This window comes from Knoellia locipacati (genome assembly GCF_007992835.1).
GTDB lineage: Bacteria > Actinomycetota > Actinomycetes > Actinomycetales > Dermatophilaceae > Knoellia > Knoellia locipacati.
Genome location: NZ_BKBA01000004.1, coordinates 130,215 through 143,057 on the forward strand (window position 1 = coordinate 130,215; position 12,843 = coordinate 143,057).

A 12,843-nucleotide genomic window follows, 5' to 3' on the forward strand; every position below is an offset into this window, starting at 1 on the left:
ACCCGACGCGATGCGTGCCATCCGAATCACAAGAAGGCGCTTGTTAGACGGAGCCTTCGCTCAGCTGGCGACCGTTTGCGTCACCGCGCCGCTTTGCGCCTCGTGAATTGTCGCGTTGTTGGCCAGCGCATCACCTGTGGGTTTGACCGGTGCATTGAGAACTGAGTTGACCAATCGACGAGGCAGGTCTGATGCATCGCGCTCTACGTGCGTGCGGAAGACGTGCCAGGCGGCTCCCACAGCGACGCCATTGCCTACCTGCTTGTACGAAGCGGAGTCACGCTGGCCACCAAAACCGAAGCTACGGCCGAAACCCTGAAGTCGCGCGGCCTCGTGGGGGGTCAGCCGACGTCGGCGGGTGCCGATGATCGACGTCTGGGTGATAGCCACTAGCGCGGGCAGGTAACTAGGGGCCTTGGCGCGGATGCCTGAGGGCCGGAAGTGCATCACGGTGTCCCACAGAGATGCCGTGTCCTGGGCCTGCCACTCCAGCTTGCGGCGTGAGTCGGGGAAGGACGCAAAGTCAGGGTTGGCGCGCTTCCAGTCCCGGATCACGTCACGGTGCTCGTCGAAGAACCGCGCGTTCTTGATGAGGATCTGCGCCTTCCAGCGCGGGAGCGCGTCGAGCTCAAAGGGGTCGAGCCCGCGCTCGGGCACCCACGCGTCGGCCCACAGGGGGAACCCGGGCAGGCGCACACCGCGTGCGGCCCACATCCGCTGGACGAGGTCATCCCAGACGTCGACCCATCGGGTCTCATCAGCGGTGAGGCGGTAGCTGGCGATGTTGGGGATGTCTTCATCGTCATCAAGGATCCATTCGGCATCCCAGTCGTGAACGTTCCACTCGTTGACGGGGCCGCGAACGACCGTCGGGGCCACGTCCACCTCGGCAAGTGCGCGTTCCGGGCCCACAAAGGTGCCCAGGATGAAGACCCGGTCCCGAACCTGCGGAGTGCCACCCATGGAGGGCGGAAGAAAGTGGGGGGAGAACACCGAGGGTGTGGACGAGACGCGGTAGCCGATCTCCCGGAGCGTCTGGATGATGACGTCCCACTCGTGGCGGTGACGTGGTCCAGCAATGTTGCGGACGTTCTCGAGGAGGACGACCGCAGGTGTGCGTTCTTCGAGGATCCTCGCGATGTTCCAGAAGAGGGTCCCGCGGGCCTCGTCCATGCCGCGCTGGTATCCGGACTTGGAGAAGGGCTGGCAGGGGAAGCCCGCCGCGAGGACGTCGTGCGGTGGCACGTCGACAGGGCCGTCGTCGGGCGTCGCCAGCGTGATGTCGGTGTTGACGACGGGTCGCATGGCCTCGGGGAGCGGCTCGACCCAGTTGTGGACGTACGTCTGGCGGGCTTCGCGGTCGATCTCGGAGACATAGACACACCGACCGCCAGCATGGTCGAGCATCGAGTGGAATCCCCCGATGCCGGCGAAGAGATCCGCGTATCGGAATGCTGCAGAACTGTTCGCCATACCCCCCAGCTTAGCTGCCTGATCAGCTAAGTCAAGCTGCCGCGCGGACTGGTTGAAGTGGAGCGGCAGGCTGTTGTTCACGGCGGAGCGTCCTCGTCTAGTGCGCATCCCTCAGGGTCGACCCGATGCGCTGTCAGGGCACCACCTCGGTCCCCCGCGCCTACTCAATCAAGGCGTACTGACATCCCTTCCGGTCCCAGTGCTGGCAGAGCGCACCTCCCTCATCACGCGGGTGGCGACGGCAGCGGAGTCTTGACGGACCTCGCACTCCCACACGCGGAGGACTGACCATCCGTGCAGCTGGGCCAGCCGTGAAGCGCGTTCGTCCCGCTCTGCGTTTCGGCGCATCTTCTCGGTCCACAAGTCCGCATTGGGGCCCGTCCAGGCTGTCTTGCGCCCGTGCTCCGGACATCCGTGCCAGAAGCAGCCATCAACGAAGACGGCCACGTGACTCGAAGGCATGACGAAGTCGGGCGTGCATCCCTTGGCGATCCGACGGTGGAGCCGGAAACGTCCGCCTGCGGCGTGGACCGCGCGCCGGAGCAGGACTTCGGGAGCCGTGTTTACCTTTCGGCGCCCAGACAGGTGGGCGCCTTCTTTCGTACTCACCCAACGTTGTCCCACGAGTCAAACTTACGACTCCAACGGTGGGTCGGCTTTCGACGGTAGGTTGCGACGTCATGCGGAAGATCGTGGCGTTCACCCTGATGGGGATCGACGGTGCCGTGGAGGATCCGAGCCTGCTCTTCCCTCCCAGCGACCTGCCCGACGAGCCGTTCTCCTTCGACGAGGAGTCCGAGGCCTTCGAGGCTGAGGTCATCGCGACCCAGGACGCCATCCTCCTCGGGCGCAACCAGTGGGAGGAGTGGCAGCGGTTCTGGCCGGGCGCCTCGGGCCCCTTCGCCGACTTCATCAACGGTGTCGACAAGTACGTCCTGACGTCGCGTCCGCTCGATGCCGAGTGGGCAGGTTCGGTGCCCGTGCAGGGTTCGCTCCCCGACGTCATCGAGGAGCTCAGAGCGAAGCCGGGCAGTGACGTCGGGGTGCACGGGAGCATCCAGCTCGTGCAGTCCCTCATCGAGGCCGACCTGCTCGACGAGCTGCGCCTCATCGCCACCCCCGTGGTCGGCGCACCCGGACGCCGACTCTTCGACAACCTCAAGGCTCCCCAGCGCTACCGGCTCGTGAGCGCCGCGGCGTCGTCGACGGGGAACCTGCTCCTCACCTACGACAGGCCGGGGTCGCCCTCTCCCGTGGAGTCCTGACCAGCGGCTCCGTGGCGTGACGCCGTCAGGTTCTCCTGTGCTCGGCGTTGCAGGACGGCTCGCTCGCCTTCATTGCTCGTGAGCCCAGCCGCCTCGGTGAAGGCCTCGGCTGCCTGCGCGTGCAGACCCGCACGCTCCAACAGGTCGCCGCGCACACTGGGCAGGAGTGGGGAGTCGCTGAGTGCGCCTGCGTCGAGCCCCGACAGCACCGCCAACCCCGAGTCCGGCCCGAACGCCCGCCCGTGGGCCACCGCCCGGTTCACCTCGACGACGGCCCCCGGCGCCGCCGAGGCCAGCACGTCGTACAACGCCGCGATCCTGCGCCAGTTCGTGTCCTCCGCCCGCCCCGCCCGGGCGTGCTCGGCCGCGATGCACGCCTGAAGGAAGTACTTCCCGACCGCGGCTCCCTGAGAGGCCAGCTGCTCCGCACGCCCCAGCACGGCCAGCCCACGTCGGACCAGCAAGGCGTCCCACCGGCTTCGATCCTGCGCCTCCAGCAGCACCGGCTCGCCGCGCGAGTCGAGGCGGGCCGGCATACGGGAGGCTTGGATCTCGAGCAGTGCCTGGAGGCCGAGCACCTCGACGTCGTCGGGAGCGAAGCCGACGAGCATCCGCGCAAGCCGCAGCGCTTCGTCCGCGAGGGCCGGTCGCATCCAGTCCTCGCCGGCGGTGGCTGAGTAGCCCTCGTTGAAGATCAGGTAGATCACGGCCATGACGTCACCGAGGCGCGCGGTCCGCTCCGGCCCGGTCGGCAGCTCGAACTGCGCCCGGGTCGTCACCAGTGTCTTCTTGGCGCGCGAGATCCGCTGACCCATGGACGACTCGCTCACGAGGAACGCTCGGGCGATCTCCGACGTCGTGAGACCGCCGACCAGGCGGAGCGTCAGGGCGGCGCGTGACTCAGGCGTGAGCGCGGGGTGGCAGGACAGGAAGATGAGCCGGAGGACGTCGTCCTCGATGGAGTCCACCTGGTCGTCGAGGTCCGGCACGGTCGCCTCCTCTCCACCGCGGGCATGCTCGAGCTCGGCCGTCTTGCGGCGCAGGGTGTCGGCCCGCCGGAAGTGGTCGACGCCGCGACGCTTCGCGACGGCCATGAGCCAGGCACCCGGGTTCTCGGGCACCCCACCCACCGGCCACTGCTCCAGCGCGGCGACGAGGGCGTCCTGCGCGAGGTCCTCGGCCAGGTCGAGGTCACGGGTCATCCGGGTGAGAGCCCCGACGAGGCGGGCCGACTCGGCCCGCCACGTCGTGACGATGGCCTCGTCGAGGTTCTCCGAACTGGTCTGTGCCGGCACACGGCCAGCGTAGGCAGTCCCGGTCAGTCGCCGGGTGCGTCCGGACCGTTGGAGATCTGGCGCAGGGTCGAGATGACCGTGACCTCGGGCCAGTGCTCGGCGTGGAGCTCGGCGAACTTCTGCTGGTCGGCCACGGCGTCCTCAAGGCTGTCGTACTGCAGGATCGACCAGCCGCCGACGACCTCCTTGGCCTCGGCGTACGGGCCGTCGACCCGGCTCACCTCGCCCTTGCGGACGACGAAGTTCACCGCGTCCTCGGTGCCGTAGAGGCCGCCTCCGTCGAGGAAGACCCCCGAGGCGGCGCGCTCACCGATGTGGGCGTCCATCGCGTCGAACAGCGACTGGGGCGGCGTGCCGATGCCCTCTTCCATCCTCACGAATCCCATGAAACGCGGCATTGTGGTTCCTCCTGTTTGCGTGACGGTGTGGTGCTTCGTGCACGTACGTCGAACGGCTCCCGGTGTCTTCGACATCCGGTCCCAGGATTCTTTCTCGGATCATGCCTGAGGGTTCGGAAGGTCGCCCGACGTCGACTCCGCGCCGGCTGCCGCCCCTGACGACCTCACCGAGGCAACCTGCTTGGCCGCCTCCGCCGCGCCGTTCACACCGAGGACGACGCCCATCCACGTGATGAGGGCCTGGCGCACGTCGGACTCGACGAACGACCGGGCATCCGGCCAGACGACGACACCCACGAGGAGGGCGACGACAGGGATGGAGGCGGCCGCCCGCATCGTGTCGAACTGGGTCAGCCCGTACGCGAACCCGCACAGGGCCGCGCCGCCCACCCCCATGGCGAACTTCGTCTTCGCGTCGATGACCATGCCCTGAGGCGCGGCCACCGCGAAGAGCAGCTCGATCGCACCGATGATGATGAGCACCGCCGCGATGGCGTGCATCGGTGCGCGTCTGCTCTGTCCCCGCGTCCGGTACCAGAGCAGGCAACCCGCGACGATGAACGCGATGGCCAGAGCGGCGGTCGCCCGCTTGGCCCACGTCGGGAAGGGGCCCGTCGTCGTCGGGAACGCGAGGATCGAGAACCACACGAACATCACGAGGAAGACCGCGGTCGCGCTCTGCCAGATCCTCAGCCGGTCCATGGTTCCTCCCCGAGCTCGGTCCGGAACCGCGCGAACACGCAGTTCCGCGGGTTCCATCGTCCTCCTGGCACGGGCGGACGGGAGGCCAACGGCGAATCCTGTTGCTGGGGTCCTCAGGAAGGCGCGCTCGGTGACGTTGTTGTGAGGACCGGGCCTCGGCCTACTCGTCCGGGCGGCGCTCCCCAGGTCCGGGTCGACGATTCCGCGCGGACTCCGTGAGGCGTTCGGTGAGGCCGGCGGCGAGTCCGCGGATGGTCAGCTCGTCGAACAGGCCGCCGACCGTCCGCGCCACCCACTGGCGCCGCACCGGCGCCAACCGCACCCGGAACAGCAGTCGGGTGGCTGCTTCGGCTCCGTCATCGGACCCGGTCGGGCGCAGGACGATCGACCACGTCATCCGCATCGACCCGCGCGTCGACGTGTGGACGAGGTGCCGCTCCGGCGCCAGCAGCGCGACCGTGAAGGTCTCGTCGCGACCGCCGTAGTCGGGGATGACGTCGCCGACCGCGAGCGCCTGCCAGCGCTGGTCCACCCTGCGCAGGGCCCGCCGGCCAGGCGGGACGAGCCGCTCGACGCGGCGAGGGAGGTACCAGCCGGCCCGCTTCTTGCCGAGCTGGACGACCCACGGCCAGACGTCGCGCGGGGGTGCGGGGACCGTGAAGGCCGTGTCCATGACGACGTCGGGATGGGGGACGAGGTCGTCGCCCGGACGGCGTTCTGCCCTCTCCTGCGGCGACGGTCGGACGTCACCCGAAGCCCGCAGCCTCATCCTCGGAGTGTAGGCACGATGGTCGGGTCAGTCCTCCGACTCGTTCGTCCCGGCGTCGCCGTCACTCTTTGTCTCCGCAGCGTCGGTGGTCAGGTCCAGGTCGGCGAGCGGGTCGACCCACCCCGGGGGCGGCGGAGGGTCCGGCGTCACCGGCGGGAAGGTCGTGCCGTCGGGTTGCAGGTGCGAGTGGTGCTGTTCCATGCCGATGCTGTCCACCTCTTGACCCTGCCCCGATCGGGCGCGGCCAGACGCGGGGCCGGTGACCATTTGGCCGGTGGCCCGAAGTGCCCGGTTCAGAGGTTGCCGAGCACCCGGTCGACGGCGATCTCGATGACCACACGCTCAGGGTTGACGCGCGGCTGTCGGTAGCGCACGGCATACCTCTCGACGGCGTCGGCAACGGACTGCGCATCGGACAGGACACGCGACGGACCCTCGAGCGAGAGCCAGTGGCGACCCTCGACCTGGCAGACGACGGCGCGACCAGTCCGGGCCGCGTTGCGCGCCTTCTGCGACGTGCCGCTCGTGATGACCCGGGCGATCCCGGTCGCTGCGTCCCAGGTGAAGCCGACGGGGACGACGTGCGGCGAGCCGTCGCGGCGCAGCGTCGTCAGGGTGGCGAGGTGCCGGTCGGTGAGGAAGGCGAGGGCATCGTCGGACAGCTCGCTGGGGTTCATGGCCACGTGGTGAGGATGCCACGGCTGCCCCGAGCTCTTGCGTCTGCGCCTCCGGTTGCTAGAGCCGCCACATCCGCAGACGCCAGGGCCAGCCGGCCAGCCGCATGACTCCGGGCGGGCCGCGCTCAGAACGTCGCGCGCAGCAGCATCGCCGCCAGCGCGAACATCACCACGCCGATGAGCACCTCGATGACCTGCCAGACCCGCGGCCGCGCGAGCCAGCGCGAGGCGAGGTGCGCGGCATACCCCAGAGCGGTGAACCACACGACGCTCGCGACCCCGGCGCCCGCCCCGAACCACCACCGACCGGTCGGCCCGTGCGCGGTACTGAGGTTGCCGAGGAGGAGCACCGTGTCGAGGTAGACGTGCGGGTTGAGCCACGTGAGCGCCACCGCGGTCAGTGCCGCTGACCCGCGACCGGCCGCGCTCGCGCTCAGTGCCTGCGGGTGCCGCGCCGAGAGGAGCGACCGGATCCCGAACCAGACGAGGTATGCCGCACCCGCACCCGTGATGACCCGCAGCAGTCCCGGGCGGCTCTCAACCAAGGCGCCGACGCCGAGCACCCCGGCGACGATGAGGACGAGGTCGCTCAGCGCGCAGATCGCGACGACGACCCCGACCCGGTCGCGGGCGATGCCCTGACGCAGGACGAACGCGTTCTGGGCGCCGATCGCGATGATGAGCGAGAAGCCGGACAGGAGGCCGCTGAGGGTGGCGGCGAGGATCGTGGTGTTCATCGGGGTCGACGCTAGGGCTGGGTGCGAGTGAAGGCCAGCAAAGGATTCTTCAGGTTCATTAGCAGTGCTTCATCTAGGCTGGAGTGGTGCAGGCCGACCAGCTCCGAGCGCTCCTCGCCGTCGTCGACGAGGGGACCTTCGAGGCTGCCGCCCGACGACTCCACCTCACCCCGTCGGCGGTGAGCCAACGGATCAAGGCGCTCGAGCACGGGCTGGGCCGCGTCGTCGTGCGCCGCGGCTTCCCGTGCGAGGCCACCGATGCCGGGGAGGTGCTCGTGCGGCTGGCCCGGCAGCAGCACCTGCTCGAGCAGGAGGCGCGCGCCGCCCTCGACGAGAGTGCCGCGCCGCGCGAGCTGCCGGTCGTCGTCAACGCCGACTCGCTCGCCACGTGGTTCCCCGCCGTGCTCCACGAGGTGGCCGAGTGGGAGGGGGTGGTCCTGCGGCTCCACGTTGAGGACGAGGGGCACAGCCACGAGCTGCTCCGCGCCGGCACCGTCCTCGGTGCGGTGACGTCGAGCCCCGCTGCCGTGCAGGGCTGCTCGGTGGAGCGGATCGGCGGCATGCGCTACCTCCCGGTCGCGACGCCGGGGCTGCGCGACCGGTTCGGTCGTGGTCGGGGAGCGGACTGGGCCCGTATGCCGGTCCTGCAGTTCAACGAGCACGACGACGTCCAGCGTGGCGTGCTGCGTGCCCACGGTGTCGCGGACGACGCGGCGCCACCGACCCACCGCATCCCGTCGTCGGAGGCGTTCGCCGAGGCGGTGCGTGCCGGCCTCGGCTGGGGTGCGCTGCCCGAGGCCCAGTGCCTGGCGGACCTCGAGCGGGGCAGGCTCGTGCGGCTCACGGCTCGCGAGCACGTCGACGTGCCGCTGCACTGGCAGGCGTGGCGACTGCGCTCACCGCTCGTCGACCGCCTCACCGAGACGATCCGGGCGCACGCACCCGCCCGCTGACACGGCCCCTGACGACTGATTGCCCCTGTGGGACACCCTCGCTGGCGCTCGGATGTCCCACAGGGGCAATCAGTCGGAACGGGTGACGGTCAGGGGATCGCCGTCGTGGCCGCCGACGTCCTGGCGACCGAGGTGTAGCCGGTCTTGCTCCCCGTGACGCGGACGGTGAGCGTCTTGCCCTTGTCCGTGGTGGTGAGGGCGAAGGTGCTCGAGGTGGCACCGGTGATGGCGACACCCGATCGGTACCACTGGTAGGCCAGCGTGACCGGTGCCGGACCCCACGTGCCGGGCACGGCGGTGAGCGTGGAGCCCACGGCCTTCGTCCCGCTGATGGTGGGGGTCGGTGCGGTGAGCGTGCCCGCGACGACGGCGGCCGTGGCGGCCGAGACCTTCGCGGCCGCGGCATACCCGGTCTTGCGGCCGGTGACGGTCACGGTGATCGCCTTGCCGGTGTCGGAGCCCGTGAGCACGTAGGTGCTCGCGGTCGCGCCGGTGATCGCCACTCCGGCTCGGTTCCACTGGTAGGAGAGGGTGACCGGTGCCGGTCCCCACGTGCCGGCAGTGGCGGTGAGCGTGGAGCCGGCCTTGACCGTGCCGCTGATCGTCGGCGTGGCCGTCGTGAGGACACCGAGGACCGTGGCCGTGGCGGTGGAGGTCTTGGCGACCGTGGTGTAGCCGGACTTCGTGCCGGTGACCCGCAGGGTCAGGGTCGCGCCCATGTCGGTGGTCGTGAGCTTGTAGGTGCTGGCGGTGGCACCGGTGATGGCGACACCGGAGCGGAACCACTGGTAGGCCAGCGTGACCGGTGCCGGTCCCCAGGTCCCGGCCGTCCCGGTCAGCGTGGAGCCGACGCGAGCCGTCCCGGTGACCGTCGGTGTCGGCGCCGTGAGCGCACCGAGGACCGTCGTCGTCGCGACCGAGGTCTTGGCGACGGCGCTGTAGCCGGTCTTGGTGCCCGTGACCCGGACCGTGAGGGTCTTGCCCTGGTCGGTGGTCGTGAGCTTGTAGGTGCTCGCGGTGGCACCCGTGATCGCGACACCGGAGCGGAACCACTGGTAGGCGAGGGTGACCGGTGCCGGGCCCCACGTACCGGGGACGGCGGTGAGCGTGACACCGACCGTCCGGGATCCGGAGATCGTCGGGGTCGGTGCGGTGAGCGTGCCGGCGGCGACCGCGGCGGTGGCGGCGGACGTCTTGGCCACCGTCGTGTAGGCGGACTTGGTGCCCGTGACCGTCACGGTGATCGCCTTGGCGTAGTCGCTGCCGGTGAGCGTGTAGGTGCTGGCGGTGGCACCGGGGATGGCGACCCCGGCCCGCTTCCACTGGTAGGCGAGGGTGACCGGTGCCGGGCCCCACGTGCCCGGTGTGGCGGTGAGGACGGAGCCGACCGTGGCCGTGCCGGTGATCGTCGGGGTCGGTGCGGTGAGGGTCCCGAAGGTCGCCGCGACCGGGCCGACCGTCGCGACGTAGCTGGTGTCACTGTTGGGCGACGTCGTGCGGATGTAGTAGCGGACGCTGATCTTCTTGCCGACCATGTCGCTGGTCAGCGTGAACGTCTTGTTGCCCCACGAGGACTGTGCGCCGTCGACCCGCCACTCGTAGCCCGAGTAGTCGATGGCCGCGCCGCCCACGGGGGTGCCGTGGTTGGCGGTGAGCACCTGGCCGACCACCGGCTGGCCGGAGAGCTGGAGAGGTGAGGTGAGAGCGACACCGGAGCCCACGGCATACCCGATGCTGTGCATCGACGTCGTGACGTAGCCGCTCAGGGTGCCGGTCACGCGAACCGCGATGGCCTTGCCGGCGACGTCGGAGGTCGGGGTGTAGGACGTGCCGGTCGCACCCGCGATCGGGACGTAGGTCCAGCCGTTGGAGCTGTCCCACCACCCCCACTGGTAGGTGAGGGCGACGCCGGAGGGGCCCCAGGCGCCGGGCTGGACGGTGAGCGGCGAGCCGACCTGTGCGAGCCCGCTGACCCACGGCTCGCTCGCCGTGAGCGACTTGCCGGCGACGGGGAGCATGACGCGCAGGGTGCGCTGCTGCGGGCTCGTCGGCTGGGTGAGGATCGTCGCGCTGTCACTCGTGGCGGCGTTGTCCCAGCAGCGGGAGGCGTAGCGAGTCGTGCGGTTGGGGGCCTCGGGGCCGTACTGGTCGTCGTAGAAGCAGACCTTGTAGCGGCCTCCGACCTCGGTGTCCCAGAAGAACTTCCCAGCGTCGTCGGTGAGGAGCGGGCCGTACTGCGGGGTGTCCCAGGCACCGGTGGCCTCGTTGTGGGTGAACACGGTCCAGCGGACCCCCTGGATCGGGGCGCCGGCGCTGTCGACGGCCTCGCCGTAGAAGCCGAGGGTCGGTGAGAGCTGGAAGTTCGCGGTCGTGACCGTCGGGCCCTCGGGCAGGACGGGGCCGGGGTAGGGGTACTCGGTGGTGCTCGTGGCGGTGCCGTTCCAGTACTCGGCGTTCCAGTTGTGCTTGTCCCAGTCCTCGCGGGCGGTGATGGCGACCTTGCCGGGCTCGACCTTGGTGAGGGTGTAGGCGCCGGTGGCGTCGGTCGTCGCGGTCGCCGGGTAGCCACCGCTCGTGGGGACGCTCTCGACGGTGATCCCGGCGATGGGGGCACCGGTGTCGCTCGTGACCTTGCCCTTGACCGTGGCGTAGCGCGGCAGGCGGACGTTGGCGGTGACCGTCGGCGTCGTCGCGCTCACGACGATGGTCTTGGCCTCGCCGAGACCCGGGGCCATGTCGTAGTACTGGCTCGCGTGCGTGGCGGCGCACGGGGCGGACGGGAGGCAGTTGGCGTAGAGCGTGTACTCGCCGGGTGTACCCACGTCGATGCTGAACCGGCCGGAGGCATCCACGTCGCCGAAGATGTCGCGGTCGTCGTTCCAGTCCTTCGGCTGTGCGTAGAGGTAGGCGTCGGGCATCGGCACGGTCGCGCCGGACGCGTCCCGTCCGGTGACGACACCGGTGATCGTGTAGCCGGAGGCCGCAGCCACGGCCTGGGGTGCAGCCTGGGCGGGCGTCGCAGAGGCGAGCCCGAGGACGACACCGACGACAGCGGTCAGCGCGAGGACGAGCAGCCGTCGCACCCCGCTCGCGCGAGTGGCCGGTGGTTCAGCAAGGACAGGTGTGGGCACGGACGACTCCTGAGTGTGAGGACGGACGGGGAGCCGTCAACCCCGTCGACCCCCGCCGACACCCAAGAGTGACTCCCCGCGGGAATGCTAGTGGCGCCTGCCATGCCTCGGCGCCGCCGGAGACCCGATCGCGGGAAGTCCGCGGATTCCGCGGAATCTGTGGACGGCGCCACCCTCGAGCGCCGGTCACTTCGGCCACTGCGTCCACGTCAGGGTCCTCACAAAGGAGGGACATCTCCCGCGGTTGTGAGGACCGGGAGCCGGACCTCGAAAAAGTGGCCCCCGAGTCACCCGAGCCAGACCCCGTCGTCCCACGCGGAGGCCAACACCGCGGCATACGGCGCGATGTCGTGACCGCGCTCGGCGACCCACGCGTCGTTGTTGTAGGTGTCCTCGTAGCGGTCGCCGCGGTCGCACACCAGCGACACGATCGACCCACGCTCGCCCGCCGCCTGCATCTCGGCGGCGAGCCTGAGCGCCCCGTAGATGTTGGTGCCGGTCGACGGACCGGCGTGGATCCCGGTGCGCTCGCGCAGGAACCGCATCGCCGCGATCGACGCGCAGTCCGGGACGCCGAGCATCCGGTCGACGACGAGCGGCAGGAACGACGGCTCCAGCCGCGCCCGCCCGATGCCCTCGATCTTCGACGGCTCGAGCCGGGCCTCGCCGTCGCCCTGCCACGCCGGCAGGAACGCCGAGTGCTCCGGGTCGACGACGCAGACACGGGTGTCGAGCGCCTGGTAGCGCACGAACCGGCCGATCGTCGCCGACGTCCCTCCGGTGCCGGCTCCGACGACGATCCACGCCGGCACCGAGTGCTCCTCGAGCGACATCTGCTCAAAGATCGACTCGGCGATGTTGTTGTTGCCGCGCCAGTCGGTCGCCCGCTCGGCGTTGCTGAACTGGTCGAGATAGATGCCACCGGCGGCCTCGGCCACCGTGCGCGCCTCGTCGTAGACGGTCGTCGGGTCCGACACGAGGTGGCAGCGCCCGCCCTCACGCTCGATGAGCGCGATCTTCGCCGGCGACGTCGACTGCGCCATGACCGCGACGAAGGGCACGCCGAGCATCCGCGCGAAGTGCGCCTCGCTCACCGCGGTCGAGCCCGACGACGCCTCGACGACGGTCGTGCGCGGACCGATGATGCCGTTGCACAGCCCGTAGAGGAACAGCGAGCGCGCGAGCCGGTGCTTGAGCGAGCCGGTCGGGTGGGTCGACTCGTCCTTGAGGTAGAGGTCGATCCGGTTGCATCCCGGCAGGTGCACCTTGACGAGGTGGGTGTCGGACGTGCGCATCGCGTCGGCGCGCAGCTTGCGGATCGCCTCACGCACCCACGCCCGGTCCGGCTCGGTCCGCAGCCCGGTGTCGACGAGGGGCGCGGGCTCGGACGGCGTCGTCGGTGACATGCCGCTCACCGTAGCGATGCCCTCTCGCCGGGCAAAG

The 12,843-nt window shown here is 70.1% G+C and carries 13 protein-coding genes; 2 read left to right on the top strand and 11 right to left on the bottom strand.

What is annotated here, in order from left to right:
- Positions 1 to 60: 60 nt before the first annotated feature.
- Both dcm and KLO01_RS17565 read right to left on the bottom strand, forming a co-directional pair.
- A complete protein-coding gene (gene dcm / locus KLO01_RS06475; RefSeq protein WP_246136089.1) occupies positions 61 to 1,554 on the bottom strand; it encodes a DNA (cytosine-5-)-methyltransferase in 1,494 nt (497 codons plus the stop codon).
- Between the two features lie 87 nt (positions 1,555 to 1,641).
- A complete protein-coding gene (locus tag KLO01_RS17565) occupies positions 1,642 to 2,097 on the bottom strand; it encodes a very short patch repair endonuclease (protein ID WP_222611938.1) in 456 nt (151 codons plus the stop codon).
- Positions 2,098 to 2,153: 56 nt separating this feature from the next.
- On the opposite strand from KLO01_RS17565, the gene KLO01_RS06485 reads away from it, so the two are divergent.
- A complete protein-coding gene (locus KLO01_RS06485) occupies positions 2,154 to 2,738 on the top strand; it encodes a dihydrofolate reductase family protein (RefSeq protein WP_147063360.1) in 585 nt (194 codons plus the stop codon).
- Here the strand turns inward: KLO01_RS06485 and KLO01_RS06490 are convergent.
- The 7 genes from KLO01_RS06490 to KLO01_RS06525 form a co-directional block, all read right to left on the bottom strand.
- Positions 2,699 to 4,033, bottom strand: a complete 1,335-nt coding sequence (locus KLO01_RS06490) for an RNA polymerase sigma factor (RefSeq protein ID WP_147063362.1) — start codon at positions 4,031 to 4,033, stop codon at positions 2,699 to 2,701. The two genes, KLO01_RS06485 and KLO01_RS06490, sit on opposite strands and share 40 nt — an antisense overlap.
- 23 nt (positions 4,034 to 4,056) lie before the next feature.
- On the bottom strand, positions 4,057 to 4,419 hold the full coding sequence (locus tag KLO01_RS06495; RefSeq protein ID WP_246136090.1) for a YciI family protein: 363 nt from the start codon (positions 4,417 to 4,419) through the stop codon (positions 4,057 to 4,059).
- A 111-nt stretch (positions 4,420 to 4,530) separates the two neighbouring features.
- Positions 4,531 to 5,133 carry a hypothetical protein gene (locus KLO01_RS06500; RefSeq protein ID WP_147063367.1) on the bottom strand — a complete coding sequence of 201 codons (603 nt, stop codon included), beginning with the start codon at positions 5,131 to 5,133 and terminating at the stop codon, positions 4,531 to 4,533.
- A gap of 160 nt (positions 5,134 to 5,293) precedes the next feature.
- On the bottom strand, positions 5,294 to 5,902 hold the full coding sequence (locus KLO01_RS17285; protein ID WP_222611939.1) for a hypothetical protein: 609 nt from the start codon (positions 5,900 to 5,902) through the stop codon (positions 5,294 to 5,296).
- A gap of 27 nt (positions 5,903 to 5,929) precedes the next feature.
- Positions 5,930 to 6,118 carry a hypothetical protein gene (locus tag KLO01_RS06515; protein WP_147063370.1) on the bottom strand — a complete coding sequence of 63 codons (189 nt, stop codon included), beginning with the start codon at positions 6,116 to 6,118 and terminating at the stop codon, positions 5,930 to 5,932.
- Positions 6,119 to 6,195: 77 nt separating this feature from the next.
- The gene (locus tag KLO01_RS06520) at positions 6,196 to 6,579 is read right to left on the bottom strand and encodes a PPOX class F420-dependent oxidoreductase (RefSeq protein ID WP_147063703.1); all 384 of its coding nucleotides are present in this window, start codon (positions 6,577 to 6,579) and stop codon (positions 6,196 to 6,198) included.
- 125 nt (positions 6,580 to 6,704) lie between these two features.
- On the bottom strand, positions 6,705 to 7,316 hold the full coding sequence (locus KLO01_RS06525; RefSeq protein ID WP_147063372.1) for a LysE/ArgO family amino acid transporter: 612 nt from the start codon (positions 7,314 to 7,316) through the stop codon (positions 6,705 to 6,707).
- An 86-nt stretch (positions 7,317 to 7,402) separates the two neighbouring features.
- Between KLO01_RS06525 and KLO01_RS06530 the strand changes: the two genes are divergently transcribed.
- Positions 7,403 to 8,269, top strand: a complete 867-nt coding sequence (locus tag KLO01_RS06530) for a LysR family transcriptional regulator ArgP (RefSeq protein WP_147063374.1) — start codon at positions 7,403 to 7,405, stop codon at positions 8,267 to 8,269.
- Positions 8,270 to 8,358: 89 nt separating this feature from the next.
- Here the strand turns inward: KLO01_RS06530 and KLO01_RS06535 are convergent, their stop codons facing one another.
- Together KLO01_RS06535 and KLO01_RS06540 are read right to left on the bottom strand one after the other, a co-directional pair.
- Complete coding sequence (locus tag KLO01_RS06535; protein WP_147063376.1) at positions 8,359 to 11,400, bottom strand: carboxypeptidase regulatory-like domain-containing protein; 3,042 nt, start codon at positions 11,398 to 11,400, stop codon at positions 8,359 to 8,361.
- A gap of 287 nt (positions 11,401 to 11,687) precedes the next feature.
- Positions 11,688 to 12,806 (bottom strand): PLP-dependent cysteine synthase family protein, encoded by a 1,119-nt coding sequence (locus tag KLO01_RS06540; RefSeq protein ID WP_275938371.1) that lies wholly within the window; start codon positions 12,804 to 12,806, stop codon positions 11,688 to 11,690.
- Positions 12,807 to 12,843: the final 37 nt, after the last annotated feature.

Coding starts and splice junctions, on each gene's coding strand:
- KLO01_RS06485 (WP_147063360.1), top strand. CDS start 2,154: ATGCGGAAGATCGTGGCGTTCACCCTGATGGGGATCGACGGTGCCGTG.
- KLO01_RS06495 (WP_246136090.1), bottom strand. CDS start 4,419: ATGGGATTCGTGAGGATGGAAGAGGGCATCGGCACGCCGCCCCAGTCG.
- KLO01_RS06520 (WP_147063703.1), bottom strand. CDS start 6,579: ATGAACCCCAGCGAGCTGTCCGACGATGCCCTCGCCTTCCTCACCGAC.
- KLO01_RS06500 (WP_147063367.1), bottom strand. CDS start 5,133: ATGGACCGGCTGAGGATCTGGCAGAGCGCGACCGCGGTCTTCCTCGTG.
- KLO01_RS06540 (WP_275938371.1), bottom strand. CDS start 12,806: ATGTCACCGACGACGCCGTCCGAGCCCGCGCCCCTCGTCGACACCGGG.
- KLO01_RS17285 (WP_222611939.1), bottom strand. CDS start 5,902: ATGAGGCTGCGGGCTTCGGGTGACGTCCGACCGTCGCCGCAGGAGAGG.
- KLO01_RS06525 (WP_147063372.1), bottom strand. CDS start 7,316: ATGAACACCACGATCCTCGCCGCCACCCTCAGCGGCCTCCTGTCCGGC.